This is a genomic window from Labedaea rhizosphaerae, from assembly GCF_004362825.1.
In the GTDB taxonomy this organism is placed as follows: Bacteria; Actinomycetota; Actinomycetes; order Mycobacteriales; family Pseudonocardiaceae; genus Labedaea; species Labedaea rhizosphaerae.
In genome coordinates this window covers 791,653-816,776 of the sequence record NZ_SNXZ01000003.1, presented here as the reverse complement: position 1 = coordinate 816,776, position 25,124 = coordinate 791,653, and the positions used below count along the sequence as shown (strand labels likewise).

Genomic DNA, 25,124 nt, shown 5'->3' with positions numbered 1-25,124 from the left:
TAACGGCAAACCCCCTCGTGTGTGGAGATCGGCATGGTCAGGCTCGGCGGCACCTTGATGTTCTTCGGTTTTGTCTCGGCGATCCTGCATTTCACGGACATCCAGTTCCGCATCCTGATGTGGTCTGAGCCGATGCAGCCCGCCCTCGGCCTGATCGTCGGCGGCGCCGGCGTGCTCGTCCTCGTGCTCGCGATGGCGCTGAGCAAGGACAAGGACCCGGCTCCGCAGCCCGCGGCCGCGCCCGGTTTCGCGCCGCAGCAGGGCTTCCAGCCCCAGCCCGGTTACCAGGCCGGCCCGCCGGCCGGTCCCATGGCCCCGAACTCCGGCCCGATGCCGGCCATGCAGGCTCCGATGGCCCAGGCTCCGATGGGCCAGGGCCCGATGCCGGGTCGTCCGATGCCGCAGCCGATGCCCCAGCCGATGTCCCAGGGGCCGCAGGGCCCGCAGCCCGGCTACGGCCAGCCGATGCCGCCGCAGGGTTACCAGCAGCCCGGTCACGGTGCGCCGCAGGGCGGGTTCGGTCCGCAGCAGTCGTTCGGCCCCCAAGGCTGAGCGCCCAGGGCTAAGAGATCATCTTGCGTACCAACCCGGTCACCGCCTCGGTGACCGGGTTGGTTTCTTCGCGGGTCAGCAACTCGGCCAGCGCGAACAGGTCGAGGGCCTTGCTGATGGCGCGCCAGTCGTCGGGGAGCTCGGCGATTTCCCGGTAGCCGCGGAGGAATTCGGTGTGCTCCGGTTCCTCGGCGAACCGCAGCATGTTGCCGACGTCGGCCAGCGGGCTGCCGCTGTAGGCGAACTCCCAGTCGAGCACGGCGACCACGGTCGCGTTGCGCACCAACAGGTTCTTCGGGTTGTAGTCGGAGTGGACGAGGTGGGCGGCGTCGCGGGGGATCAGCGGCGACCACCGCTCGGCGAGGCGGATCAGTGCGTCGCGTTCGGGGGTGGTGAGCCGGACGTGGGGCGAGCGCATGCACTCGGCGACGAACTCCGGGAGCGAGCCGGGCATGCCGTCGGGCGACGGGACGAGGTCCGGGGTGTCCGGTGCGCCGGGGCGGTCGAAGGTCCCTGGGTGGTCGAAGGTCACCGTGCCGATCGCGGCCAGCTTTCGTCCGGCGTCGGCGCAGGCGTGGTGGGGTGGCCTGCCGTCGATGTAGTCGAGCAGCAAGGTCGGTATCCCGCTCGCGGAGCCATCGAGATCGGCGGCCAGCACCGCGGGCACCGGCACGATTCCCGCCACCCGCTGCGCGATCGCCACCTCGACCGCGGCCCGGTTGCCGTGCCGGTGCCGGCGCACGACCCAGCGCTGGTTGTCGCGCGTCAGCAGCAACGTGGTGTTGCGGTAGCCGCCCGCGAGCGGCTGGATGTGCGGCGCCGGTCCGGGTAGGACGGTGGCCAGCCAGTCATTGAGCGTGGTCATTTGGCGTCCGCGTAGCAGTCGACGATGTTGGCCTGCAAGGGAAAGCGCACCGCGGTGCCGGGGAACACCAGGTCGCTCGCTTCCTGCGCCGAGGCGGTCACCTCGGCGGCGACCGTTTCGGCTTGGTCGGCCGGGCAGTGCACCAGGACCTCGTCGTGCTGGAAGAAGACCAGTTCGGCGGCCGGGGCCGTGGCCGCCAGCCGGCGCCGGAGCGTCGCGAGCAAGGTCGACGCCCAGTCGGCCGCGCTGGCCTGGACCACGAAGTTGCGGGTGAACCGGCCCCATTCGCGGGCCGCCTGCCGGGCCCGGCGCTCGACGGTCTCGTCGCCACTCTCGCTCTCCATCAGCTCGCGGCGTGCCTCGCCGGGTGCGGGCGACGTGCGGCCGAGCCGCGAGCGCACGATCCCGCCGCGTTCGCCGGTGCGGGCGGCCTCCTCGACGTAACCGACCGCCTCGGGGAAACGCTTGCGCAGCACGGCGAGCAACGGCCCGGCCCCGCCGCTGGTGCCGCCGTACATGGCCGAGAGCATGGCGATCTTCGCTTGCCCGCGGTCACCGCCGAAGGCGTCCTCGGCCAGCCCGGCGTAGAGGTCGGTGGAGCCCGCCACCTCGGCCAGCTTGCGGTCCGCCGACAACGCGGCGAGCACCCGGGGTTCGAGCTGCGCGGCGTCGGCGACCACCAACGTCCACCCCGGATCGGCGCGCACCGCGGTCCGCAACGCCCTCGGCAACTGCAGCGCCGCGCCGCCTCGGGTGGCCCAGCGCCCGGACACCACGCCACCGACCACGTACTCGGGCCGGAAACGTCCATTGTGGACCCATGAGTGCAGCCAGGACCACCCGTGCGCCACGTACAGCCGCGAGAGTTCCTTGTAGTGCAGCAATGGCGCCACCGCCGGGTGGTCGACCTGCTTGAGCTCCCACGCGCGGCTCGACGAGACGTCGATGCCCACCCGCTGGAACGCGCGCACGACGCTCGGTGGGTGGTCGGGGTTGAGCGTGATCCCGCCGAAGGCCGCGCCGATCTCCTCGGCCAGTTCCTGCAAGACCTTCGGCCGCGCCCCGCTCGGCGGGCGCGGCCCGAGCAGGTCGGTGAGCAGCTGTTCGTGCACGTCGGCCCGCCACGGCAACCCGAAGTGCGTCATCTCCGCACCCGCGAGCCCGCCCGCCGACTCGGCGGCGATGAGCAGCCGCAGCCGGTCGGGGTGCGCGGTCTGGTCGGTGCGCCGCTGCTGGTCGGCGTAGACCGCTTCGGCGCAGTCGAGCGGGTCGAGCCCGGCAATGGCCGGCCGACGGTCGGCCTCGAACAACGCGGGTGGTTCGTCCCGCTCGGGCGGCGGCGGGTCGGGTGGTTCGGGGGACGAAGGGCCGCCGTGGGCCCGCGCCCAGGCCGCGACGGGGTTGCGTGGCCGGTGGTGCTCGCCGGCGAAGCCGAGCAGGATGCCCTCCGCGAGCGTGAGGTCGTGGCACCGCTCGATCCGCGCGCCCGCCTTCAACAGCCCCGGGTACACCTCGGCCGCCGACGGCAACACCCAGCGCGGCCGGTGGTTGCGCTCGGTCTCGGCCATCCACTCGGCCAAGCGCACGGTCAGGTCGCCCGGCTCGCCCACCACGCGAACCCGGCCCACCCCGTTCGCCTCGGGAGCCACCACGACCAGCACACCTCGCATTCTGCGCCACCCCACCGACACTCCCGCCGACCAAGGCGTGTCCCCCGTTCCGACCCGGTGTGTCCCCCGCTCTGCCCCGGTGTGTCCCCTGCTCCGTCCGGGTGTGTCCCCCGCTCCGCGCGGACAAGCCCGGACAGAAGATGGGACTCACGGGAGCGGAACGGGGGCACACACCCTGCACGGACGCGGAGTCGCGTTTGGTTGCCCCGAAAGGCTCCGCTGCCCACCCCGAGACCAAACCGAACCCACCCCACGCCAACGTGGGACACGCCCGGCGGGAACGGGGGACACGCGGGGCCGGAACAGGGGACTCGCGGGGCCGGAACAGGGGACACACCCTGCTGGAACGGGGGACACGCCCGGCAGGAACGGGGGACACGCCCTGCGGGAGCGGGGGACACACCCAGCGGGAACGGGGGACACGCCCGGCGGGAACGGGGGACTCGCGGGGCCGGAACAGGGGACACGCCCGGCGGGAGCGGGGGATACACCCTGCTGGAACGGGGGACACACGCGTTGAGGATGAGTTGACGGACTCGGCGTGGCTGGGGAAGGTGACCAGCAGGTAGGCCACGAACCGGGGAGGCGCCGTGATCGGCAGGCTAAGTCAGGTGCTCGACGCCGCACTGGGGCAGCTCGGGCGACTGGGGCCGCTCGGGCCGCTCGAGCAGGTGCCGATTGTGGTGCGCAGTGTGGAGGTGCTGCGCCGCGCCGGGTTGGTGCCTGTGACGCGGCCTGATCTCGTGGTGCGGTCGGTGCTCGCGGTGCGCCACCTCGGCCCGATCGCCGGTGCGGCGCAGGTGGCGGCCGCACGGGATCACCGGGCGATCGGGCTGGTCGACGAGCTGGGCGAGCTCTCCTACCGCCAGCTCGACCTGCGCTCCAACGCCCTGGCCCGCGCGCTCGCCGACCGCGGCGTCGGGCCGGGTTCGGTGCTCGCCCTGCTCGCCCGCGACCACCGCGGCGCCGTCGACACGATGCTCGCGGCCGGCAAGCTCGGCGCCAAGCTGCTGCTCATGAACACCGGGTTCGCCGGCCCGCAGCTGGCCGACGTCGCCGAGCGCGAGCAGGTCGCCGCGTTCATCCATGACCAGGAGTTCACCGAGCTCGCCGAGACGCTCGACCTGCCCCGCTACCTCGCCTGGGTCGACGGCCACGGCACGTTCCCGGTCGAGACGCTCGACGAGCTGATCACCAGCACCAGCGACCGCCCGGTGCCGCTCCCGCGCACCGCCGGCTCGCTGACCCTGCTCACCAGCGGCACCACCGGCACGCCGAAGGGCGCCCCACGGCAGATCCGCTCGCCCCTGGTCGCCGCGCAGTTCCTCGACCGGATCCCGTTGCGCGCCGGCGAGTGCACGATGCTCGCCGCGCCCTTGTTCCACGGCACCGGGCTCTCGCAGTTCATCCTGTCCTTCGGCCTCGGCTCGACGGTCGTGCTGCGCCGCCGGTTCGACCCCGAATCCACCCTGAAAGCGATCCAGGACAACAGGTGCACGGCGCTGGTCGTCGTGCCCACGATGTTGCAGCGCATCGTCGACCTCGGCCCGGACGTGCTCGACCGCTACGACACCGGCTCGCTGCGGATCATCTTCTGCGCCGGTTCGGCGCTCGCCCCGGAGCTCGGCAACCGGGCGACCGAGGCGTTCGGCCCGGTGATCCACAACCTCTACGGGTCCACCGAGGTCGCCGTCGCCAGCGTCGCCACGCCTGCGGACTGGGCCGCGGCGCCGGGCACGGTGGGCCGGGCGCCGGTCGGCTGCCGGGTCGCCATCCTCGACGACGACGGCGCGCGGATCACCGAGCCCGGCGTCACCGGCCGCGTGTTCGTGGCGAGCGGGCTTTCCTTCAGCGGCTACAGCGACGGCCGCACCAAGGAGATCGTCGACGGCCTGCTGTCCACAGGGGACATCGGCCACTTCGACGAGCAGGGCCTGCTGTTCATCGACGGCCGCGACGACGACATGATCGTCTCCGGCGGGGAGAACGTGTTCCCGGCCGAGATCGAGCACCTGCTCGTCGAGTTCGAGGGCGTCACGGAAGCGGCCGTCATCGGCGTGCCCGACGAGACGTTCGGCCAGCGGCTGCGTGCGTTCGTCGTGGTCCGCGACCGGGACGCGGTCAGCGCCGAAGATCTCAAGACGCACGTGCGCGCGAACCTCGCCCGCTACAAGGTGCCGCGCGAGGTCGTGTTCCTCGACGAGCTGCCGCGCAACGCCACCGGCAAGGTCCTGCGCGGGGAACTCGCCGAGCACCCCTAGGGGATCAAGAGCGGGGTCTTTGCCGGATGTCCGCCCGAGACCGGGACGCCAGGCTTTGCCCATGACAAATCCCTGGCTCAGAAGGACTTTCGTCGCCGCTCCGGTGTTGCTGTTGGTCGGCGTCGTCGCGTTGAAGTTCGGGTGGAAGGGCCACCCGGACCTGGACTGGCCGACCGCGCTGACCGTGTGGACGGTCGCGCATGGCGGCTACGTGCTCGGCAACCTCGGGCTCGGCGTGGTGCTCGCCGCGCTCTGGTCGCGCAGCCGGCGCGCGGCGCGCACGACCCCCGAACGCATCGGGGTGGACGTCGTCGGCGTCGCCGGGGTGCTCGGGACGGTCGCGATCCTCGGCCAGATGGTGATCGACCTGATCGTCGGCTTCCGCGCGGACAGCCGGGCCGGCATGGGCCCGATCTCGAAGTCCATCCACGACCTGCCCGGCTTCGAGGCGTTCTTCTACGGCGTCGTCCCCATGCTGGGGATGGCCGCGATCGCCGTGCTGCTCCTGCACCTGGCCGTGCGCCGCGAGGTGCTCGCCTGGGCGGCCCTGCTCTACCTGGCCGGCAGCCTGACGATCGCCACGCAGGTGGCCTGGCCGATGGTGCTCGGCGGCGTGGCGGTGGCCATCGCGTTGATCGCTGTTTCCCGTCCGACCGCGCGGTATGTTGACCCGCATGGACTTCACGCACTCGGCGCGAGCGGCGGACTACCTCGAGCGGGTTCAGGCGTTCATCAGCGCTGAGATCGACCCGGTCGAGGGCGACTACCTGCGGGAACTGCATGCGGCGCCGGATCTCTGGGTCGTGCTGCCGATCGTTCCCGAGCTCAAGGCGAAGGCCCGCGAGCAGGGGCTGTGGAACCTCTTCCTTCCGGATGAGACGCACGGCGCGGGCCTCACCAACGTGGAGTACGCGCCGCTCGCCGAGGCCATGGGCCACTCGGTGCTCGCGCCCGAGGTGTTCAACTGCAGCGCCCCGGACACCGGCAACATGGAGGTGCTGCACCGCTACGGCAGCCCGGCGCAGCAACGGCAGTGGCTGGACCCCTTGCTGCGCGGGGAGATCCGGTCGGCGTTCTGCATGACCGAGCCCGAGGTCGCCTCGTCGGACGCCACGAACATGGCGGCCACCGCCGTGGTCGACGGTGACAAGGTCGTGCTGAACGGGCGCAAGTGGTTCAGCTCCGGCATCGGCCACCCGAACTGCAGGGTGGCCATCTTCATGGGCTTGACCGACCCGTCCGCGCACCGCTACGCGCAGCACTCCATGGTGCTCGTGCCCACCGACAGCCCCGGCGTGACGGTCGAGCGGATGCTGCCGGTGTTCGGCCGGCTCGACGAGCCGTTCGGGCACGGCGAGGTGACGTTCACCGACGTCACGCTGCCGCTGGACAACGTGATCGCCGGCCCGGGCCGCGGCTTCGAGATCGCCCAGGGACGGCTGGGACCGGGCCGCATCCACCACTGCATGCGGCTGATCGGCCTCGCGGAGAAGGCGCTGGAGCTGGCGTGCCGGCGGTCGGTGGACCGGGTGGCGTTCGGCAAGCCGCTGGCCAACCTCGGCGGCAACCGGGAGCGGATCGCGCACGCCCGCATCGCCATCGACCAGGCGCGGCTGCTGGTGCTGAACACGGCGTGGAAGCTCGACACGGTGGGCCTGGAGGGCGCGCGCTCGGAGGTCTCGCAGATCAAGGCGCTGGTGCCCAGCATGGCGCTCGACGTGATCGACATGGCCATCCAGCTGCACGGTGGCGCCGGGATGACCGACGATGTCCCGCTGGCCGCCGCCTACGCCGGGGCCCGGGCGCTGCGCCTGGCCGACGGTCCCGACGAGGTGCACCTGGGCCTCGTCGCCCGCCTCGAACTGCAGAAGTACGGGCTGAAGCGATGACCGCGGTCGACGAGCCGGGGGAGCTGCGCACCGAGGACGCCTTCGACGTCGCGGCCGTCCACTCCTGGTTGAAGGGCGAGGTCGCCGACCTGCCATCCGCGCCGCCCGAGGTGCGGCAGTACCCGGGTGGCGCGTCGAACCTGACCTACCTGCTGCGGTACCCGGATCGCGAGCTGATCCTGCGCAGGCCACCGGCCGGGCACAAGGCCGCGTCCGCGCACGACATGCGCCGCGAGTTCCGGGTGCAGCGCGCGCTGAAGCCGGTGTTCCCTTACGTGCCAACGGTTCTCGGCTTCTGCGACGACCAGGGCGTGCTCGGCTCCGACTTCTACGTGATGGAGCGGATCCAGGGCATCATCCTGCGCAGCGACCCGCCGCCGGGTCTGCACCTGACCGAGGCCGATGCCGCCGGTCTGGGCGCCGCCTTGATCGACCGGCTCGCCGAGCTGCACCGCGTGGACCCGGCCGAGGCGGGCCTCACCGAGCTGGGCAAGGGCGCCGGTTACGTGCGGCGCCAGGTCGAGGGCTGGACCCGCCGGTACCGGGCCGCGCGCACCGAGAACGTGCCCGACCTCGAAGCGGTCATGGCCTGGCTGGCCGAGCACCAGGTCGACGACGTGCGCACGTGCGTGATCCACAACGACTGGCGCTTCGACAACGCCGTGCTCTCACCGGAGCTGGACATCATCGGCGTGCTCGACTGGGAGATGGCCACGCTCGGCGACCCGCTGATGGACCTGGGCGGCACGCTCGCGTACTGGGTGCAGGCCGACGACGACGAGGTCTACCAGCTGGCCCGGCGCCAGCCGAGCAACCTGCCCGGCATGCCCACCCGGCGCGAGATGTGGGACCGCTACTGCAAGCTGATGGGCCTGCCGACCGAGAACTACGCCTTCTACCAGGCGTTCGGCCTCTTCCGGCTGGCCGTGATCATGCAGCAGATCTACTACCGGTTCCACAACGGACAGACGACGAACCCGAGGTTCAAGGACTACTGGATGTTCGTGGGTTACATGGAGTGGCGCTGCCGTCAGGTGATCGAACACGGAGGGCTGTAGATGGGGGCGGTCCACCTCGTCCGGCACGGTCAGGCGTCGTTCGGTGCCGAGGACTACGACGTGCTCTCGCCGACGGGCGAGCGGCAGGCCGCGGCCGTGGGCGACGAGCTGCGCCGCCGCGAGGTCACGCCGGTGTCGGTGTGGTCGGGCAACCTGCGCCGCCAACAGGTCACGGCGAAGCTCGCGCTGCCGGACGCCGACGTCCAGGTCGATCCCCGCTGGAACGAGTACGACCACCTCGCGCTTGTCTCGCACCTGGCGGCCGACGCGCGGGTGAGCTCGCCGCGGGAGTTCCAGGCCGCGCTCGACCGCGTGTTGCACGCGTGGATCGTGGACGGCGCGGACGCGGGTGCCGCGGGCACGTTCGCCGCGTTCGCCGACACCGCGGTGGCCGCCCTCGACGAACTGGTCGCCGGGCTGGGCAAGGGGGAGACGGCGGTCGTGTTCACCTCGGGTGGGGTGATCGCGTCGATCTGCGCGCGGCTGCTCGAGCTGCCGCCGCGCGGTTTCCTGGCAGTCAACCGGGTGGTGGCCAACGCGTCCATCACCACGCTGGTAACCGGCCGGTCCGGCACTTCCCTCGTATCGTTCAACGAGCACGGGCATTTCGACGGGCCCGCGCGCGACCTGCTGACCTACCGCTAGGGAGATCATGGGCAAGCCGAAGGTCGACCCGGTGGTGTGGCAGCCGCCGAAGCTGTCGCTGCGCTCTACGCCGAAGTCCAACCTGCCGGAGCTGACGATCCTCCAGGTGAACGGGCGCGGCACCGAAGACGTGCTGGTCTCCGAGCACGGCAGTGTTTACACCGGGGTCGAGGACGGCCGGATCCTGCGGCTGACCGCCGATGGCCGGCGCCTGGACACCGTGGCCGACACGGGTGGCCGTCCGCTCGGTCTCGAGTTCTACCCCGACGGCCGGTTGCTGGTGTGCGACGCTTCGCGCGGGCTGCTGCTGGCCGACCGCACGTCCGGCGAGCTGGAAACGTTGGTGCCGCGCGGCGACGACCTGCGGGTGTGCAACAACGCGGCGGTCGCGGCCGACGGGACGGTCTACTTCACTGACAGCACCTCGCGCTTCGACCTGGACCACTACACGGCCGACCTGATCGAGCACAGCGGCACCGGGCGCCTGCTGCGCCGGGTGCCATCCGGTGACGTGACGGTGCTGCTGGACGGCCTGCAGTTCGCCAACGGCGTCGCGCTGGCCCCGGACGAGTCCTATGTGGTGGTCGCGCAGACCGGGTCGTACCGACTGGACAAGGTGTGGCTGACCGGGTCGCGCGCCGGTGCCGACGAGGCGCTGGTGGAGAACCTGCCCGGGTTCCCGGACAACATCGCCACGGGCAGCGACGGGCTGATCTGGGTGGCGCTGGCCAGCCCACGCAACCGGCTGCTGGACCGCGCGCACCGGATGAACCCATTGCTGCGCAAGGGTATTTGGGCGTTGCCGGAGGCCGTGCGGCCCAAGGAACGCGCGTGCATCTGGGTGCGGGCTGTCGACGGGGACACCGGGCGCACCGTGCACGAGTACTACGGCAAGCGCGACGACTTCCACATGGTCACCGGCGTGCGCGAGCACAAGGGCACCGTGTACCTGGGCAGCCTGCACCGGCGGGCGGTGGCCTCCTTCTCCCGCTGACCTGTTCACCCGCTGGCGGTGCTCCCGCGGACTGGGTTTTCCACAGGCACCCGGTTGTCCACAGATCCGGCTTCGCGCCCCTGCCAGCCCCCTGACCTCGATAGACTGGCTGAAGGGGAGCCCCCGGTGGAGGGTGGGGGCTTGCTACGCGCGCGCGAAGTTTTGGGCAGGGGTGGCGTAGGTCGGATTGCGGGCTCGTCGGGGAGATTCGGGTCGGTTCGGGGGCTCAAGGTTGTCTTTGGGGGCGGCACCGGTGAGTTAGGCCGAACGAGGGCTGACGTTCCCAGTCGCTGGGTTCGGTCGCTGTTTGCCGCATACGGTGCGAATGGGTTGACGATTCACCAGGTTCGTCACCTTCATCCGGTTCCTTCCCTGCAGGAGGCTGGTTTCGCATGCGGTTGAGCAAGATCCTCAGATCGGCGGTGGTCGTCGCGGCCGGCGCCGCGCTCGCGCTGACCCTGGTCGACGCGCCCGCCATGGCGGCGTCGCCGGGACCGTCGGCGTCCCCCAACGTGGTCGGCGGCTCGAGGGCCAGCCAGGGCGAGTTCCCCTGGATGGTGCGGCTGTCCATGGGGTGCGGCGGTTCGGTGCTGACCGACCGGGTGATCCTGACCGCGGCGCACTGCGTCAGCGGCACCGGCAACAACACGTCCATCACGGCCACGCTCGGCGTTGTGGACCTCAAGTCCAGTAGTGCGGTCAAGGTCCGGTCGACCTACGTCTACCAGTCGCCGAACTACGTCAACTACGACCAGGGCAACGACTGGGCGTTGATCAAGCTGGCCTCGCCGGTGACCCAGCCGCACATCACGCTCGCCAGCGACACGTCGGCCGACAACGGCAACTTCACGATCATGGGCTGGGGTTCCACGCGTGAGGGCGGCGCCCAGCAGCGGTACCTGCTGAAGGCGACCGTGCCGTTCGTCAGCGACTCGGTGTGCGGTGGCGCGTACCGCGCCGCCGGCGACAACTTCGTCGACATCGCGATGATCTGCGCCGGCTACATGGACCAGGGTGGCGTCGACACCTGCCAGGGCGACTCCGGTGGCCCGATGATCAAGTCGACGACGTCCGGTGTCGTCCAGGTCGGGATCGTCAGCTGGGGCGAGGGCTGCGCCGAGCCTGGCTTCCCCGGCGTCTACACCCAGGTGAGCACGTACTCGTCGCAGATCTTGGCCGCGGCGAACTCCTTGCCATAGCGGGGTGGTCCGGCGGGTTCTCCTTTCGCCCGCCGGACCGTCTTCCTTGTTCGGCGCCGCGGGCATAACCTGCGTCGGCATGAGGCGAACTCTCACGCTGCTGGCCGTTTCCGCGGCCGTCGTGGCTCTCGCTCCGTCGGCTTCGGCGCATCCCCGGCTGCCGAGCTGGCAGGAGCGGCCGACCGGCACCACCGCGGAGTTCCGCGGGCTGGCGCCGGTGTCGCGCGACGTCGCCTGGGTCGCGGGCACGTCCGGCACGGTCTTACGCACCACCGACGGCGGCCGTCATTGGATCGACGTGTCGCCTGCCGGGGCGTCGGCCCTGCAGTTCCGCGACATCGAGGCGTTCGATGCCCGGAACGCGGTCGCGCTGACCATCGGCCCCGGCGACCAGTCACGGGTCTACCGGACGACCGACGGCGGCGCGCACTGGCAGGTCGGGTTCACCAACACCGACGACCGCGCCTTCTACGACTGCATGGCGTTCTTCGACCGCAGCCACGGGATCGCCATGTCCGACCCGGTGGACGGCAAGTTCCGCATCATCCGCACCTCCGACGGCGGCGCCTCATGGGCCGTCGACGACCCCGCCGGGATGCCGCCCGCGCTGGACGGCGAGTTCGGCTTCGCCGCGAGCGGCACGTGCCTGGTCACCGCGGGCCCACGCGATGCGTGGCTCGCGACCGGCGGCGGCGCGACCGCCCGGGTGCTGCACTCCCGCGACGGTGGCCACACCTGGCAAGCCACGGATACGCCGGTGCGCAGCGGGCCGAGCGCCGGGATCTACGCCCTGGCCATGCACGACCCGCGGCACGGCTTGGCCATCGGCGGCGACTACACCGTGCCCGACTCCGCACCGGACGCCCTCGCCCTGACCGCGGACGGTGGCCGCACGTGGCACGCCGCCACCGGCCCCGGCGAGTACCGCTCCGGCGCGGCGTGGTTGACCGGCCGGGTCGCACTGGCCGTCGGCCCAACGGGCAGCGACATCTCCGCGGACGGTGGCCGCAGCTGGCACCGCTTCGACTCAGGCAGCCTGGATTCGGTCGAGTGCACCCGCGACCAGGCGTGCTGGGGCTCCGGTGTGGACGGTCGCGTGGTGGTGCTGCGCCACTGAACCAAGACCTGGGTCACGGAACCAAGTCCTGTGCCACCGAACCGGATCCACTGAACCGGGGCTCGAGACCAGCCGGCTCGAAGACAGCGTGATTCAGCCAGGCCACGCCACCCTATTCAGTTGTCGGGATGCTCAGGTCCTGCTCCAATCTGGCCATCACGGCCCGCCAGTGTTCGCGTTGCTGTTCCCGTTCGTGCGCGTCCGCCAGCCACTCCTGGTGCAGCCGGACCGTGGTCCGGTCGCCGGCGGCCGGGCGGACCGTGAGCTGGATGGTCGTGTCGTGCGTCCAGCCCGGCGGCCGGCACGTCGCCCGGATGCGGTCGCCGGTATGCAGGCTGCGTAACTCGCCCGTGGTGCCGTCGTCGGCTTGGTACTGCTCACCGCGACCGCTGGGCAGGCGTGCACCGGCGCCCACCCACGTGCCGAAGCCGGCCGGGCTCACCAAGTGCTGCCACACCCGGTCCAGCGTTGCGTCAAATGTCTTGGACACGCCGACCTCGTAGCCGACATCCTGCGTGCGTCCCACCTCACTCATGGGCGCGAGTCTGGCACCGCCCACCGACAATTCCGGAGACCGCATGATCGAGCGCCGCAACCCCGACGGCATGCACACCCCGCCCGGCTACAGCCACGTGACGATCGCGACCGGCGAGCGCACGGTCCACTTCGCCGGGCAGTGCCCGCTCGACGCCGACGGCAACATGGTGGGCGCGGGCGACCTGCTCGCCCAGGTCGACGCCGTGGTGCGCAACATCGAACTCGCGCTGTCCAGTGTGGACCTCAAGCCCGAACACGTGGTGCGCACCGTCATCTACGTGGTCTCGCCGCGCCAGGAGGACCTCTCCGCGGTGTGGACGCGCCTGAGCGAATCGCCGGTCGCGGCCATGCTCACCACCGCGAGCACCCTGCTCGGCGTCGCCCAGCTCGGGTTCACCGGCCAGCTCGTCGAGGTGGACGTGACCGCCGTCGGTTAGGCCTCAGGGCGCAGGACGTCACCGCAGGAGCGGGTTCGCTGGGGGCCGAGCTGGGCCTGGACCGTGGCCGAGTGCCGGGCGAACTTGATCAGCTCGTCTTGGACCGCCGGGTTCGGGATCAGGTCGCGGCGCACCAGGTTGGCGCCGGTCGCGGACGTCCAGCGCAGCCGCAGGTAGTCGGTCTGCATGCGCGGGTCGTCGAGCAGGCCGGTGGCGTTCGCCCACGAGCCGTGGATGTGGATCACCGCGGGCTGCAGCTCGGTGAACACGTAGTCGCGCAGGCCGGCCATGTCCTCGTCGCTCCAGAACTGGGCGATGCGCTTGTCGGCCAGCCCCGCCACGTCGGCCACCCGCAGGTTGCCGGCGAGCGCGGTGCCGCCGATGTCGGGCAGCAGCACCGTCGCGTCCCGCACGCCCATGATCCGCGCGTAACCGTCGTACTCCTGCGCCTGCTGGACGACCACGCACAGCGGCACGGTCGGGCCGGTGGAGAACTCGTCGTAGTTCTGCCACCACGAGATCCCGGCCAGCGTGCAGGCGATGGCGGTGAGCACGGCGAGCGCGGCCCGCCCCCGGACGGCCAGCTGCGGCAGCAGGTGCGCGGCGGCGATCGAGGTGGCCAGCGCGGCCAGCGGCCAGACCGGCGTCGCGAACCGGTACTGCGGCATCCAGTCCTGCAACAACACCGAGAAGCCGATGATGGCCAGCACCAACGGCACCAGCAGGGCGACCAGCCCGGTCCTGGTCCGCGACGGCCGTGCCAGCGCCGCGCCCAGGCACACGACCGCGACCAGCACCAGCGGCCAGCCGAGGTAGCTCGCCAGGTCCACGGCCTTGCGGATGCTGTCGACGGTGGGCGCCGACTGGCCCTTGGCCAGCGCGGTGTTCGGCACGACCGCGTCGAATTCCGCGATGCGCCACGCCAGGTAGGCACCCCACGGGATCAGGAACGTGACGACCGACAGCGGCACCACCCACAGCGTCCGGCGCAGCGCCGGGCGGGTCACGAAAAGCAGCGCGACCAGGGGATACGCGGCCGCGTAGAGGGCGCCGTCCGGCCTGGTCAACGCGGCCAGTGCGGCCAGCGCACCACAGGCGATCGCCACGCCCGGGCGCGCGAGTGTGCCCGACGCGGCGGCCCGGACCAGGACCGATGCGAGGCTGACCACGGCCAGCGCGAGCAGCGAGTTCTCCAGACCGGAGAAGCACCAGATGACGAACGAGGGCACCAGCGCCGTGATCACGCCGGCGACCCCGGCGACCAGCGCGGGGCGCTCCGTCACGGCGGCCGCCGTGCGGTACAGGGCGACGAAGACGCCGATGCAGCAGAGCAGCGCGATGCCCTTGGGGAACAACACGTAGTCGGGGATGCCGAACCAGGCGCCGTGGTCGAACAGGCCGAGCCAGCGCCCGACCGTGAGCACGCCGAGCCAGGCCGGGTCGGAGTACCCCTCGACCGCCGTGGCGCCGGGCTGCAGCACGGGACCGTTACCCTGCGCGACCGAGCGCGCGTAGGCGAACGTGATCCCGGCGTCGTCGACGAGCCAGCGGCCATAACCCAGCGCGTGCACGCACGTGACGAGCGTCGGCACCACGACCGCGAGCACGGCCGCCCACCGCCGCGACAGGTTCGCCGTGGTCTTCGGCGGTTCGACTGGTTCGGTCGTGCGAGCGGCCATTGTGTCGGCACTCAAGGTTGTGCCCCCTCGGTCATCCGGGTCCCCCGACCCTGTCCACGCCTGACCAGGATGCAAGGTTGCCCTGGATTCGGTCGCACCGGGGTCGCGTAGGGTCAGCGCATGCCGGACCGCGCCATCTCCGTGACCAAGGTCGTCGACGCGCCGCGGCAGGCGGTGTTCGACCTGCTCGCCGATCCCGCCCAGCACCCACGCATCGACGGCTCGGGCACGGTTCGCGCGGCGCGCGGCGGCAATCCCGAGCGGCTCTCGCTCGGCGCCAAGTTCGGCATGGACATGAAGCTGGGCCTGCCGTACCGGATCCGCAACACGGTGGTGGAGTTCGAGGACGGCACGCTGATCGCGTGGCGGCACTTCTTCGGCCACCGCTGGCGCTGGTCGCTGAAGGATGCCGGCGAAGGACGCACCGAGGTGACCGAGACCTTCGACTGGTCCACCGCGCTGGTCCCGAAGGGCATCGAGCTCCTGGGCTTCCCCGGCAAGAACAAGCAAGGCATCAGGGCCACCCTCGATCGCCTCGACGGCCTGCTCCGCACATGAGCACCCTGGTGCTCGGTGGGCGCAGCGAGATCGGTGTCGCCGTGGCCAAGCGGCTCGGCGGCGACCTCGTGCTGGCTGCGCGGCGCAGCGACGACCTCGACGCCGAGGTCGCGGAGCTGACCGCGGCGGGTGCGAAGGTCGCGACGGTGGAGTTCGACGCGGACGACGTGGCAAGACACGGTGCGTTCCTCGACCAGGTGACCGAGCAGCACGGCCTGCCGGACACGGTGGTCGTCGCGTTCGGCATCCTCGGCGACCAGGCCCGGGCCGAGCGCGACGCCGCGCACGCGATGGCCATCGTGCACACCGACTACCTCGCGCACGTGGGCATCCTGACCGAGGTGGCCGCCCGGTTCCGCGAGCGGGGCAGCGGCACGATCGTGGTCTTCTCGTCGGTGGCCGGGGTACGGGTGCGCAAGGCGAACTACGTGTACGGCTCGGCGAAGGCCGGGCTCGACGGCTTCGCCAGCGGCATGGCCGATGCGTTGCACGGCACGGGCGTCCGGCTCGTGTTGGTCCGTCCGGGTTTCGTGATCGGCCGGATGACCGCGGGCATGGCCCCGGCGCCGCTGTCGAGTACGCCCGATCAGGTGGCCGATGCCACGGTTGCCGCAGTGCGCAAGGGCAAGGACGTCGTCTGGGTGCCGGGGATGCTCCGTCCGGTGTTCTTCGTCATGAGATTGCTCCCACAGGTGATCTGGCGTCGCCTGCCCAGGTGACGCTCAGCGTCCCGCGCCTGGTCGCATTGCGCCGAACCGGTGTACCGGCGCCCCTCTACCGAGTGCTTTCGCCGGGTCACCTTGTCACGCCGTCGCCGTTCTCATTAACGTCTTCGAGGGAACGTGACGGCCACTGCTCCGATCCTCAGTGGACAGTCCACTATGTACTGACGGTGGGGAAGGAACGCTGGTGTCGATCTATGTCCAGGGCGTGATCTGGGTGCTCGGCGCCGCGATCGTGGCCGGGGTGGTCGCCTACCTGGTCCGCCGGATCGGCGCGTCCGACGGCGTGATGGAGAACAACGAGGCCGCCGGTCAGGTCTTCACCATCGTGGGTGGCCTGCAGGCCGTTCTCCTGGCCTTCGTCCTGATCGCGTTGTTCGACGCCGTTTCCGCGGCCGAGGACGGCTCGTACGCCGAGGCCGAGGCGATGGTCGCGACCACGTGGGCGGCCGATGCGTTACCCGCGCCCGTCGGCGACGATGTGCGTGCGCAGGCCCGCCAGTACCTGACCACCGTCTCGACCGAGGAATGGCCGGCCATGCGGGAGGGCCGCGACGTCGACGGCAAGGGCTGGGCCGAACTCGACCAGCTGCGCCGCACCGTGGACGCGGCCAAGGCCGACGACGACTGGACGGGCGATCGCAAGTCCGAGGCGGCGAACCAGCTCTGGCAGGTCTACCAGCAACGCGAGGCGCGGTTGACCGCCGCGCAGAGCGCCGGCGTGAGCTCGGTGGTGTGGTTCGCGTTGATCGCGGGCAGCGTCATGACGGTGGCCCTGCCGCTGATGTTCGGTGGGCCGCGGCCGTTGACGCACATCCTGATCGTGGCGATCCTCGCCGGCACGCTCGCGTTGTTGTTGTTCGCGACGGCGCAGCTGCAGAACCCGTTCAGCGGCGGGCCTCGGGTCGAGCCCGCGGCCTTCGACGCCGCGGCCGCGCGACTGCGATGAAGCGGGTGCTGCCCGCGGTCGTTCTCGGCGTGATGGTCGGGCTGGTGCTGGTGGTGCTCGGCCAGGTGCTGAGCGGTGGCGTGGTGGCGCACCCGCCGCTGGCTGCCGGGCATCCGCCGCCGCCCCGGCCGACCCGCCCGCCGCCGACCACGACGCCACCACCAACGCCGCCACCACCAACCACGACGACGACTCGTCCACCCCCGACCAGGCCGCCCGCGCGGCCGCCCGCACCCCCGCCGCCGCCCGCCGCCCCCACTCCGCGGCGCACCACGATTGCGCCGACGACGACGACCACCACCACCACAAGAACCACCACCAAGACGACGCCCCGCAAGGCCGTGGTCGTGCCACCGGTCACGACGATCGCGTTGCCGACCAAGGCCGTTGCGGTGAAAAGGGACAACCACGAGGCGACGAAGAAGAAGCGCCGGTGGGCGATGACCCTCGTGGTCCTGCTGGCCGGTGCGGGCGCCGCTGCGCGCTCCGGCCGCCGGTCACGCGCCCGCTGAGCGGGAACTCACGCGCCGGGTTTCGCGGGCGCCGGAGCGGGCCGCCAGCAACGCTGAAGGAACGATCATCCCCGCGACCACCGCCACCACGACGAACGACCACGACAGCGACGTCAGCTGCGCGATCCCGCCGATCACCGGCGGTCCGATCAGGAAACCGCTGTAGGCGATCATCGTGACAAAAGCGAGTTCGCGTTCGCCGCCGCTGCCGTCGGATCGCCGGCCGGCGTGGCCCGCGAGGCTGAGCGCCACCGGGAAGGCCGCCGACAGGCCCGCGCCCGCCATGCCGAAGCCGATGTACCCGGCCGCCGCGAAGGGCAGGACGGCGGTCAGCAGCAAGCCGACCGCCGCGGCCGAGGCGCCGAAGACGAGCGTCGCGGTCGCGCCGAAGCGTTGTTGCAGCCACGTGCCGCCGAACCGGGCCGCCGCCATGGCCAGCGAGAACACCGAGTACGCCAGTGCTGCCGCGCCTTGGTCGACGCCGTGCTCGGTCACCATCAGCAGCGCCGACCAGTCCGTGCTGGCGCCTTCGGCGATCGCGGAGCACAACGCGATCGAGGCGAGCAGCCACAACAGCGGCCGCCGGAGCAGGCTGCCGCGTGCCCGTGGCTGCGTCTGTGCCTGGGTCCGCGGCTCGACGCCGGGCACCGACCGGATCACGGTGAGCAGCAACAACAACGTGACCGCCGACGCCACCAGCAGGTGGCTGCCGGGTGTCCAGTGGTTGCCCGCGGCCAGCCCGGCCAGCGCCGAGCCGACCAGCGCGCCCACGCTGAACCCCGCGTGCATGATCGGCATCAACGGCTTGGCCGCGCTGCGTTCCACCGCGACCGCCGCGATGTTCATGGCGACGTCCCACGTGCCCACGCTCGCGCCCAGCCCGGCGAGCCCCAGGCCCAGCACGAAGATCGACGTGGCCGTGCCGATCACCGGCAACAGCAACACCGATGCCACGACCCCGGCCGCGACCGCCGCGCGGGCGCCGATCCGCTCGATCGCCCGTCCGGCCAGCGACGCCGCGATGATCATGCCGATGCTCGCGCCCAGCAGCGCGATGCCCAGTGCGCCAGGCGATGCGTGCACTTGCTCGGCGATCGCGGGCACGCGTGGTGACCAGGAGCCGAGCACCGCCCCGTTCAGGGCGAACACGGCGAACACCGCGATGCGGTCGCGTCCCATCGGCAGACCTCCCTGCTGCCATGCTGACTTAAGCGCTTCAGAAAGTCCACCCGTTACGATGCCGGACATGACCAAACGGCCGACGCTCGACGAGGTGGCACACGCCTGTGGTGTGTCGCGGGCGACGGTGTCCAACGCCTACAACCGCCCCGATCAGCTGTCCGCGCAGCTGCGGGTGAAGGTGCTGCGTGAGGCGCGCAAGCTCGGCTACCCGGGGCCGAACCCGACCGCGCGCAGCCTCGCCACCAGCCGCACCGGGGCGATCGCGGTGCTGCTCGGATCCGGGCTGTCGTCGGCCTTCTCGGATCCGGCGTTGTCGCTGACGTTGGACGCGCTGGCCACGGCGGTGGACCCGGAGGACAAGGCGTTGCTGTTGCTGCCCGGCGCGGCCGAGGGCAACGGGCCGACGGCCGAACGCGTCCTGAGCGCGCAGGCCGACGTCGTCGTCGCGTACTCGTTGCTGGACGGCGCACCGTCGTTGCGGGCGGTGCGCCAGCGGGGCTTGCCGTTGGTGGTGATCGACCAGCCGGTGGCCAAGGGCGCGTCGAGCGTGCGGGTCGAAGACCGCGCAGGCGCGGCGAAAGCGGCCGCGCACCTGGTCGAGCTCGGCCACCGCCGGTTCGCGATCCTGTCCACGTGCTGCCTGAACGCCGGTGGCGGGGAGTTGAGCCTCACGCAGGCGCGGGAGAGCAAGGCGCGCCACGCCCGCGAACGCTTCGCCGGCTACCTCGACACCCTGGCCGCGGCCAGGATCAAGTCCGTGGCGATCTGGGAGTCGGCCGGACCGTCCATTGCGGACGCACGGCCGGGCGCGCTCGCGTTGCTGGACCGGACACCGCGGCCGACGGCGTTGCTGTGCATGTCCGACCAGATGGCCTTGGCCGCGTTGTCCGTGGCCGAGCAACTCGGCCTTGACGTGCCGGGTGACCTGTCCATAGTCGGGTACGACGACGTGCCGTCGGCCGCGTGGTCGCGACCCGCGCTCACCACCGTGCGCCAGGACCTTGCGGGCAAAGGACGGCTGGCCGGTCAGTTCGCGTTGCGCATGCTCGAGGGCGCGTCGCCGATGTCGGCGACGTTACCCGTGGAGCTGGTGGTGCGGGGGAGTACGGCCCCCGCACCACACTGATTCATCGAGCCTGTTCTTCATCGAGACTGTTCGGAACGGTCCCGGGCCCACAACGTGTGGAAGGCGCCCTCTGCGTCCACGCGCCGGTAGGTGTGCGCGCCGAAGTTGTCCCGCAAGCCCTGGATCAACGCGGCGGGCAAACGCCGCCGCCGCAACGCATCGAAGTACGACAGAGAGGACGCGAATGCCGGAACCGGAACGCCGTGCGTGCTCGCCGCCGCCACCACGCGCCGCCAGCTCGGCACGCACTTGGCCACCAGGTCGGCGAAGTACGGCGCCACCAAGAGCGAAGGCAACGCAGGCTGATCCGCGTAGGCCTCCTTGATGCGATCGAGGAACTTCGCCCGGATGATGCAGCCGCCACGCCAGATGGTGGCCATGGCGCCCAGGTCGATGTCCCAGTCGTACTCGGCGCTGCCCGCCGCGATCTGGTCGAAGCCCTGCGCGTAAGCGACCACTTTGGACGCGTACAGCGCCTGGCGCACGTCGTCGACGAAGCCGTCGGAGGCCCAGCCAGTGGGTTCGTCAGCGCCGAAGGCGCTCACCGCGGCGTCGCGTTGCTCGGCGTGCCCGGACAGCGACCGGGCGAACGTCGCCTCCGCGATGCCGGTGATCGGCACGCCCAGGTCCAGCGCGCTCTGCACGGTCCAGCGGCCGGTGCCCTTCTGCTCGGCCTGGTCCAGCACCACGTCGACGAACGGACTGCCGGTCCGCCCGTCGGTGTGGCCGAGGACCTGCGCGGTGATCTCGATCAGGAACGACTCGAGATCACCTTCGTTCCACTCGGTGAAGGTCTGGGCCAGCTCCGCCGGCCCGGCACCGAGCCCGGACCGGAGCAGGTCGTAGGACTCGGCGATGAGCTGCATGTCGGCGTACTCGATGCCGTTGTGCACCATCTTGACGAAGTGCCCCGCACCGTCCGGGCCGACGTGGACGCAGCACGGCACATCGTCCACAGTGGCCGCGATGGCGGTCAGGATCGGCCCCAGCTTCTGGTACGACGCCGCCGAACCACCTGGCATGATGCTCGGGCCGTGCAGTGCGCCTTCCTCGCCGCCGGACACGCCGCAGCCGACGAAGTGCAGGCCACGCACGGCCAGTGCCTGTTCACGGCGACGGGTGTCCATGTAGTGGGCGTTGCCGCAGTCGACCACGATGTCGTCGCGGTCGAGCAACGGGACGAGCTCGTCGATCACGGCGTCGGTCGCCGCGCCCGCCTTGACCATCACGATGATGGCCCGCGGGCGCGAGAGCGACCCGACGAACTCGGCGAGCGACTCGCTCGGCACGAAGTCGCCTTCGCCGCCGTGGTCGGCGATCAGATCTCTGGTCTTCTGTGGACTGCGGTTGTGCACTGCCACCCGGAAGCCGTGCCGGGCGAGGTTGCGCGCCAGGTTGCTGCCCATCACCGCGAGGCCGGTGACACCGATCGTCGCATCGGGGTTGTTCGCCATGGCACCCACACTAACCACGGATCAGGGGTTGTTCCTGGCGGTGACGGTGATGGTCTTGGACGTCTCGGGGTGGTCCTTGGGCCACACGGTGAACTGGTGCGACGTCGTCCCGTTGTCACTCCCGCAGCCGAACTGGAAGGTCTCGGTGCCGCTCTGCGGGTAGTTGCTGCCGTAGGCGCCGTAGGTGCCCGGGTTGTCCACGCCGATCGCGGCGCCGTCCGCGCCGGACACCTTCCAGGAGATGACGACCGGGTTGCCGGGCGAGCTGAACGGTGCTTCCGGGGTGCCGTTCACCGGGCAGCTCGGCTGCTGGACCACGGTCAGGCTCACGACCTTCGCGGTCGGCTGGCTGCTGCCCCCGCCGGAGCCACCGCCCGAGCCGCCCGAACCCGAGCCGCCCGACCCGGAGCCACCGGAGTTGCCCGAGCCACCCGAACTGCCGGACCCTCCGGAGCTGCCGGAGTCCGACGAGTGGTCGTCGCCGGCGTCGTGCGCCTTGCTCGACGACGTGGTCGTCGGCGTCGAGGTGGCCTTCGCGGGCAGGGGGTTGGCCGAACCGGTGGAGTGCGGACTGCCGCACGCGGCGAGCCCGAGTGCCGCCACCGGCACGCAGACCAGCCAGCCGCCCAGTCTTCGCAAGTTCGCGTTCATCGTTGTAGTCCTCTCGCTCAGTCGTTGAGCTCAAAGACGTATCGGTGACGCGGAGGTTGTGTGTTGCACCGGCGTGTTTCCCCAGGTCAGAGCGGATGCAAATTTCTTCGGCGACCCTCCAACCTTTCGCGGCGGCGCGGCATCAAACCACCGGCGGAACACGGTCGGGCAGCGGCGGCGGCTCCGGCGGCGTGCCCTCGCCGAACGGCCGGCCGCCCAGTTCCTCGCGGTGGTGCGGGGTCAGCCACTGCGCCGGGTCCGGGCCGGCGGCGACGATCCGTGTCGGGTTGATGCCGGTGTGCACCGCGTAGTAGTGCTCGCGGATGTGGTTGAGGTTGACCGTGTCGCCGAAGCCGGGCTGCTGGAAGAGGTCACGCGCGTAGGCCCAGAGCGCCGGGTACTCGATCAGCTTGCGGATGTTGCACTTGAAGTGCCCGTGGTAGACGGCGTCGAAGCGGACCAGCGTGGGCCAGAGCCGGAGGTCGGCCTCGGTGATGGTGGGGCCGAGCAGGAACCGCTGGCGGGTGAGCCGGTCCTCGAGCCGGTCGAGGCGGGCGAACAACGCGTGCACCGCGCGGTCGTAGCTGGCCTGGGTCGGGGCGAACCCCGCCTTGTAGACGCCGTTGTTGACGTCGTTGTAGATCTCCTCGTTCAGCGCGTCGATCTCGTCGCGCAGGTGTTTCGGGTACAGGTCGGGCGCGCCTTCGCGGTGCAGCTCCGTCCACTCCGTACCGAAGTCGAGGGTCAGCTGGTTGAAGTCGTTGCTCACCAGGTGCCCGGTCGGCACGTCGACGAGGCCGGGCACGCTGACGCCGCCGTCGTAGCCGGGCTCGCGGGCGAGGTAGGCCTCGCGCAACGCGTGGATGCCGAGCACCGGGTCCTTGTCGTCGGGGCTGCCGGTGCGCGAGGTGAACACCCAGTGGTTCTCGTCGTCGATGATCTCCTGCACCGGATCGGTCACGGCCAGCGAGATGGCCTCGTCCAGCCCGTAGAGCCGCCGGGCGAGCACCACCCGGTGCGCCCACGGGCACGCGCGGCTGATCACCAGCCGGTAGCGGCCCGCCTGCACCGGCCAGTCGCCACCTGGCGTGATCCGGTCGGTGAAGTGCATGGGGTCGCGCTTCATTTCCTCGGTGGGTGTCGCACTGGCGTCCATGGTTCGAACTTACCCAGTGGCGCCGCCGGGTAGCCTTCGCAGGAAACCGGACGAAGGGGACAGGCGTGGTCACCGGACTCACCTATGCGGGCACCGTGGTCGGCGCAACCGGCAGCGCGGTCATCGGTGGGCTGCTGTTCGCCTTCTCGACGGCGGTCATGCCCGCGCTGCGCAAGCAGCCGGCGGGCGAGGGCATGCGTGCGATGCAGCAGGTGAACCGGCTCATCCAGAACCCGGTGTTCCTGCTCGTGTTCGTGGGCACGGGCCTGGTGTGCCTGGCGTTGGCCATCGGCACGCTGTTCGCCGACCAGCCGCACGAGGTTCTGCGCGCGATCGGCGCCCTGCTCTACGTCGTCGGCGCGTTCGGCGTCACCGCGGTCGTGAACGTGCCGCTCAACAACGCACTCGACCGCCACCGCGACGACGAAGCCGGGCACGCCTACTGGGCGGAGTTCCTCGCCAAGTGGGTGCCGTGGAACCACCTGCGAACGGTGGCGGCGATCGCCGGAACCGTGCTGATGATCTTGTCCCTGGGTTAGGCACTGTCCTGCGGATCCGTGGTCGCGGTCTTCGCGCCGAGGCGGCCCCTGGCGGCGTTGGCGGAAAGCCCGAGTACCTCCGGTCCGAGGGCTTCCCGCCGCCTTGCCAGCAACCACCTCGATCACGAAGCCCATCGACCGAGATCCACAGGACAGCGCCTAGGCCCGGGCGCGGCGGCGGTCGACGACCATCTCCCGTGCGTGGCGCAACCCGATGGTGATCGCGCCGGTGAGCACCGCGTCCTCGCCGAGGTGCCCGGCGACGATCGTCGGCGTCAGCGGCGTGGTCCGCGCGAGCGCCTCCTGCAGCGGGCCGACCAGTAAATCGGTGCTCGTGCCGACGCCGCCGCCGAGCACGACCAGTTCCGGATCCACCACGGCGACCACCGACGACACGAGGAAAGCCAGCCGCGCGGCTTCCTCCCACACGGCCTGCTTCGCCGCCGCGTCGCCGTCGCGCGCCAGGTCGAACACGTCCTTCGCGGTGCGCACCTGGGTGAGGCCGTGCTCCACCGCGCTGCGCACGACGGCGTCGGCACCGGCCGCAGCCTCCAACATCCCCTGCGGTGGGGCCACATAGGACGCGTCCGGCATCCCGTGCGCGGGCCAGCCGTAGGGCAGGTAGCCGATCTCGCCCGCCGCCCCGTGCGCGCCGCGGAACAGGCTGCCGTTCACCACGATGCCCATGCCGACGCCGGTGCCGATCAGCACGCACACGAACACGTCGACACCCCGCGCGGCACCGGCTTCGTGCTCGCCGAGGGCGATCAGGTTCGCGTCGTTCTCCACGATCAGGCCGGGGCCGAGCTCCGCCTCCAGCTCGCTGAGCAAGCCCTTGCGTTCCCAGCCGGGCAGGTTCGGGGCCTGGTGCAACGCCTTGGCCCGCGGGTCCGGCACGCCGGGGCTGCCGACCACCGTGCTCACGACGTCGGCGTGGGTCAGCCCGGCCGCGGCGACCGCGCGGTCCGCGCCTTCGCGCACCATCCGCACCAGCGCGCGCGCTGAGCGGGCACGGTTGCGCTCGTCCAGGCGCGCCACGACCTCGCCGGCGAGATCGGCCACCGCGAAGCGGATGTGCCGGCGGCCGATGTCGATGGCGAGCACGTGCCCGGCCGACGGGTTCACCTCGTAGACGACCGCCGCCCGGCCCTGGCCCGCGATGCTGCGGCCGGCCGTGCGCACCAGGCCGTCCTGCTCGAGGTCCAGCAGCGCCTGGCCGACCGTCGGCTTGGAAAGCCCGGTGTCGGTGGCGATCCTGGGGCGGGTCGCGGGACCGCCCGTGCGCAATCGCTCCAGCACCACCCGCTGATTGAGCTGCCGCATGTTCGCGGGCGTACCCACCAGCGGTCCACTACCCGCCGTCACGTTCCCC

General features: G+C 71.3%; 25 protein-coding genes. 16 read left to right on the top strand and 9 right to left on the bottom strand.

Translation table 11 applies throughout. The annotated features are described in order from the left end of the window. The first annotated feature begins 33 nt into the window (after window positions 1-33). A complete protein-coding gene (locus EV186_RS21045) occupies window positions 34-552 on the top strand; it encodes a hypothetical protein (RefSeq protein ID WP_133851009.1) in 519 nt (172 codons plus the stop codon). 10 nt (window positions 553-562) lie between these two features. Here the strand turns inward: EV186_RS21045 and EV186_RS21040 are convergent, their stop codons facing one another. Together EV186_RS21040 and EV186_RS21035 are read right to left on the bottom strand one after the other, a co-directional pair. Beyond that, on the bottom strand, window positions 563-1,417 hold the full coding sequence (locus EV186_RS21040) for a phosphotransferase family protein (protein ID WP_133851008.1): 855 nt from the start codon (window positions 1,415-1,417) through the stop codon (window positions 563-565). Next, on the bottom strand, window positions 1,414-3,087 hold the full coding sequence (locus EV186_RS21035) for a bifunctional 3'-5' exonuclease/DNA polymerase (RefSeq protein ID WP_133851007.1): 1,674 nt from the start codon (window positions 3,085-3,087) through the stop codon (window positions 1,414-1,416). Before EV186_RS21035 ends, EV186_RS21040 begins: the two co-directional genes overlap by 4 nt. A 644-nt stretch (window positions 3,088-3,731) precedes the next feature. Between EV186_RS21035 and EV186_RS21030 the strand changes: the two genes are divergently transcribed. The 8 genes from EV186_RS21030 (at window position 3,732) to EV186_RS20995 (ending at window position 12,250) form a co-directional block, all read left to right on the top strand. Then, the gene (locus EV186_RS21030; protein ID WP_133851389.1) at window positions 3,732-5,348 is read left to right on the top strand and encodes an AMP-binding protein; all 1,617 of its coding nucleotides are present in this window, start codon (window positions 3,732-3,734) and stop codon (window positions 5,346-5,348) included. A 61-nt stretch (window positions 5,349-5,409) separates the two neighbouring features. After that, window positions 5,410-6,090, top strand: a complete 681-nt coding sequence (locus EV186_RS21025; RefSeq protein WP_133851006.1) for a hypothetical protein — start codon at window positions 5,410-5,412, stop codon at window positions 6,088-6,090. Further along, on the top strand, window positions 6,023-7,237 hold the full coding sequence (locus EV186_RS21020) for an acyl-CoA dehydrogenase family protein (protein WP_133851005.1): 1,215 nt from the start codon (window positions 6,023-6,025) through the stop codon (window positions 7,235-7,237). The genes EV186_RS21025 and EV186_RS21020 overlap by 68 nt, the downstream gene beginning before the upstream one ends. Then, complete coding sequence (locus EV186_RS21015; RefSeq protein WP_133851004.1) at window positions 7,234-8,295, top strand: phosphotransferase family protein; 1,062 nt, start codon at window positions 7,234-7,236, stop codon at window positions 8,293-8,295. The genes EV186_RS21020 and EV186_RS21015 overlap by 4 nt, the downstream gene beginning before the upstream one ends. Then, the gene (locus EV186_RS21010; RefSeq protein ID WP_133851003.1) at window positions 8,296-8,940 is read left to right on the top strand and encodes a histidine phosphatase family protein; all 645 of its coding nucleotides are present in this window, start codon (window positions 8,296-8,298) and stop codon (window positions 8,938-8,940) included. Between the two features lie 7 nt (window positions 8,941-8,947). Then, window positions 8,948-9,934 carry an SMP-30/gluconolactonase/LRE family protein gene (locus EV186_RS21005; protein ID WP_133851002.1) on the top strand — a complete coding sequence of 329 codons (987 nt, stop codon included), beginning with the start codon at window positions 8,948-8,950 and terminating at the stop codon, window positions 9,932-9,934. Window positions 9,935-10,326: 392 nt separating this feature from the next. Further along, a complete protein-coding gene (locus EV186_RS21000; protein ID WP_133851001.1) occupies window positions 10,327-11,133 on the top strand; it encodes a S1 family peptidase in 807 nt (268 codons plus the stop codon). A gap of 79 nt (window positions 11,134-11,212) precedes the next feature. Continuing rightward, window positions 11,213-12,250: a WD40/YVTN/BNR-like repeat-containing protein gene (locus EV186_RS20995; protein ID WP_133851000.1), complete on the top strand. Its 1,038-nt coding sequence runs from the start codon at window positions 11,213-11,215 to the stop codon at window positions 12,248-12,250. 112 nt (window positions 12,251-12,362) lie between these two features. On the opposite strand, the gene EV186_RS20990 is transcribed toward EV186_RS20995, so the two are convergent. Beyond that, window positions 12,363-12,785, bottom strand: coding sequence for an SRPBCC family protein (locus tag EV186_RS20990; protein ID WP_133850999.1), 423 nt, complete (start codon window positions 12,783-12,785; stop codon window positions 12,363-12,365). 43 nt (window positions 12,786-12,828) lie between these two features. Here EV186_RS20990 and EV186_RS20985 point away from each other — a divergent pair, with 43 nt between their 5' ends. Next, window positions 12,829-13,224 (top strand): RidA family protein, encoded by a 396-nt coding sequence (locus tag EV186_RS20985; RefSeq protein ID WP_133850998.1) that lies wholly within the window; start codon window positions 12,829-12,831, stop codon window positions 13,222-13,224. Here the strand turns inward: EV186_RS20985 and EV186_RS20980 are convergent. Continuing rightward, complete coding sequence (locus EV186_RS20980; protein WP_133850997.1) at window positions 13,221-14,918, bottom strand: hypothetical protein; 1,698 nt, start codon at window positions 14,916-14,918, stop codon at window positions 13,221-13,223. The two genes, EV186_RS20985 and EV186_RS20980, sit on opposite strands and share 4 nt — an antisense overlap. Before the next feature lie 105 nt (window positions 14,919-15,023). On the opposite strand from EV186_RS20980, the gene EV186_RS20975 reads away from it, so the two are divergent. The 4 genes from EV186_RS20975 to EV186_RS20960 all read left to right on the top strand — a co-directional run bounded on the left by EV186_RS20975 (window position 15,024) and on the right by EV186_RS20960 (window position 17,644). Continuing rightward, entirely contained in the window at window positions 15,024-15,461 is a 438-nt protein-coding gene (locus tag EV186_RS20975; RefSeq protein WP_133850996.1) for an SRPBCC family protein, read from the top strand. Beyond that, complete coding sequence (gene dprE2 / locus EV186_RS20970; RefSeq protein ID WP_133850995.1) at window positions 15,458-16,180, top strand: decaprenylphospho-beta-D-erythro-pentofuranosid-2-ulose 2-reductase; 723 nt, start codon at window positions 15,458-15,460, stop codon at window positions 16,178-16,180. The genes EV186_RS20975 and dprE2 overlap by 4 nt, the downstream gene beginning before the upstream one ends. 190 nt (window positions 16,181-16,370) lie before the next feature. Then, the gene (locus tag EV186_RS20965; protein ID WP_133850994.1) at window positions 16,371-17,132 is read left to right on the top strand and encodes a bestrophin-like domain; all 762 of its coding nucleotides are present in this window, start codon (window positions 16,371-16,373) and stop codon (window positions 17,130-17,132) included. After that, the gene (locus EV186_RS20960; RefSeq protein ID WP_133850993.1) at window positions 17,129-17,644 is read left to right on the top strand and encodes a hypothetical protein; all 516 of its coding nucleotides are present in this window, start codon (window positions 17,129-17,131) and stop codon (window positions 17,642-17,644) included. Before EV186_RS20965 ends, EV186_RS20960 begins: the two co-directional genes overlap by 4 nt. Here the strand turns inward: EV186_RS20960 and EV186_RS20955 are convergent. Further along, the gene (locus EV186_RS20955; protein ID WP_133850992.1) at window positions 17,630-18,823 is read right to left on the bottom strand and encodes an MFS transporter; all 1,194 of its coding nucleotides are present in this window, start codon (window positions 18,821-18,823) and stop codon (window positions 17,630-17,632) included. The two genes, EV186_RS20960 and EV186_RS20955, sit on opposite strands and share 15 nt — an antisense overlap. A gap of 67 nt (window positions 18,824-18,890) precedes the next feature. On the opposite strand from EV186_RS20955, the gene EV186_RS20950 reads away from it, so the two are divergent. Next, window positions 18,891-19,952, top strand: coding sequence for a LacI family DNA-binding transcriptional regulator (locus EV186_RS20950; protein ID WP_133850991.1), 1,062 nt, complete (start codon window positions 18,891-18,893; stop codon window positions 19,950-19,952). A gap of 17 nt (window positions 19,953-19,969) precedes the next feature. Here EV186_RS20950 and gndA read toward each other — a convergent pair whose 3' ends face one another. From gndA to EV186_RS20935, 3 genes are all read right to left on the bottom strand, one after another. Next, window positions 19,970-21,406, bottom strand: coding sequence for an NADP-dependent phosphogluconate dehydrogenase (gndA, locus tag EV186_RS20945; protein ID WP_133850990.1), 1,437 nt, complete (start codon window positions 21,404-21,406; stop codon window positions 19,970-19,972). Window positions 21,407-21,427: 21 nt separating this feature from the next. Next, window positions 21,428-22,057, bottom strand: coding sequence for a hypothetical protein (locus EV186_RS20940; protein WP_133850989.1), 630 nt, complete (start codon window positions 22,055-22,057; stop codon window positions 21,428-21,430). 142 nt (window positions 22,058-22,199) lie between these two features. Continuing rightward, window positions 22,200-23,213 (bottom strand): glutathione S-transferase family protein, encoded by a 1,014-nt coding sequence (locus EV186_RS20935; protein ID WP_133850988.1) that lies wholly within the window; start codon window positions 23,211-23,213, stop codon window positions 22,200-22,202. 65 nt (window positions 23,214-23,278) lie between these two features. On the opposite strand from EV186_RS20935, the gene EV186_RS20930 reads away from it, so the two are divergent. Then, the gene (locus EV186_RS20930; protein WP_133850987.1) at window positions 23,279-23,752 is read left to right on the top strand and encodes an anthrone oxygenase family protein; all 474 of its coding nucleotides are present in this window, start codon (window positions 23,279-23,281) and stop codon (window positions 23,750-23,752) included. A 159-nt stretch (window positions 23,753-23,911) separates the two neighbouring features. On the opposite strand, the gene EV186_RS20925 is transcribed toward EV186_RS20930, so the two are convergent. Then, window positions 23,912-25,075, bottom strand: a complete 1,164-nt coding sequence (locus EV186_RS20925; RefSeq protein WP_133850986.1) for an ROK family transcriptional regulator — start codon at window positions 25,073-25,075, stop codon at window positions 23,912-23,914. Window positions 25,076-25,124 lie beyond the last annotated feature (49 nt).

Excerpts from the sequence above, each read along its gene's own strand:
- EV186_RS21045 (WP_133851009.1), top strand. The coding sequence starts at position 34 with ATGGTCAGGCTCGGCGGCACCTTGATGTTCTTCGGTTTTGTCTCGGCG.
- EV186_RS21040 (WP_133851008.1), bottom strand. The coding sequence starts at position 1,417 with ATGACCACGCTCAATGACTGGCTGGCCACCGTCCTACCCGGACCGGCG.
- EV186_RS21035 (WP_133851007.1), bottom strand. The coding sequence starts at position 3,087 with ATGCGAGGTGTGCTGGTCGTGGTGGCTCCCGAGGCGAACGGGGTGGGC.
- EV186_RS21025 (WP_133851006.1), top strand. The coding sequence starts at position 5,410 with ATGACAAATCCCTGGCTCAGAAGGACTTTCGTCGCCGCTCCGGTGTTG.
- EV186_RS21020 (WP_133851005.1), top strand. The coding sequence starts at position 6,023 with ATGGACTTCACGCACTCGGCGCGAGCGGCGGACTACCTCGAGCGGGTT.
- EV186_RS21015 (WP_133851004.1), top strand. The coding sequence starts at position 7,234 with ATGACCGCGGTCGACGAGCCGGGGGAGCTGCGCACCGAGGACGCCTTC.
- EV186_RS21010 (WP_133851003.1), top strand. The coding sequence starts at position 8,296 with ATGGGGGCGGTCCACCTCGTCCGGCACGGTCAGGCGTCGTTCGGTGCC.
- EV186_RS21005 (WP_133851002.1), top strand. The coding sequence starts at position 8,948 with ATGGGCAAGCCGAAGGTCGACCCGGTGGTGTGGCAGCCGCCGAAGCTG.
- EV186_RS21000 (WP_133851001.1), top strand. The coding sequence starts at position 10,327 with ATGCGGTTGAGCAAGATCCTCAGATCGGCGGTGGTCGTCGCGGCCGGC.
- EV186_RS20995 (WP_133851000.1), top strand. The coding sequence starts at position 11,213 with ATGAGGCGAACTCTCACGCTGCTGGCCGTTTCCGCGGCCGTCGTGGCT.
- EV186_RS20990 (WP_133850999.1), bottom strand. The coding sequence starts at position 12,785 with ATGAGTGAGGTGGGACGCACGCAGGATGTCGGCTACGAGGTCGGCGTG.
- EV186_RS20985 (WP_133850998.1), top strand. The coding sequence starts at position 12,829 with ATGATCGAGCGCCGCAACCCCGACGGCATGCACACCCCGCCCGGCTAC.
- EV186_RS20975 (WP_133850996.1), top strand. The coding sequence starts at position 15,024 with ATGCCGGACCGCGCCATCTCCGTGACCAAGGTCGTCGACGCGCCGCGG.
- dprE2 (WP_133850995.1), top strand. The coding sequence starts at position 15,458 with ATGAGCACCCTGGTGCTCGGTGGGCGCAGCGAGATCGGTGTCGCCGTG.
- EV186_RS20960 (WP_133850993.1), top strand. The coding sequence starts at position 17,129 with ATGAAGCGGGTGCTGCCCGCGGTCGTTCTCGGCGTGATGGTCGGGCTG.
- EV186_RS20955 (WP_133850992.1), bottom strand. The coding sequence starts at position 18,823 with ATGGGACGCGACCGCATCGCGGTGTTCGCCGTGTTCGCCCTGAACGGG.
- EV186_RS20950 (WP_133850991.1), top strand. The coding sequence starts at position 18,891 with ATGACCAAACGGCCGACGCTCGACGAGGTGGCACACGCCTGTGGTGTG.
- gndA (WP_133850990.1), bottom strand. The coding sequence starts at position 21,406 with ATGGCGAACAACCCCGATGCGACGATCGGTGTCACCGGCCTCGCGGTG.
- EV186_RS20940 (WP_133850989.1), bottom strand. The coding sequence starts at position 22,057 with ATGAACGCGAACTTGCGAAGACTGGGCGGCTGGCTGGTCTGCGTGCCG.
- EV186_RS20935 (WP_133850988.1), bottom strand. The coding sequence starts at position 23,213 with ATGGACGCCAGTGCGACACCCACCGAGGAAATGAAGCGCGACCCCATG.
- EV186_RS20925 (WP_133850986.1), bottom strand. The coding sequence starts at position 25,075 with ATGCGGCAGCTCAATCAGCGGGTGGTGCTGGAGCGATTGCGCACGGGC.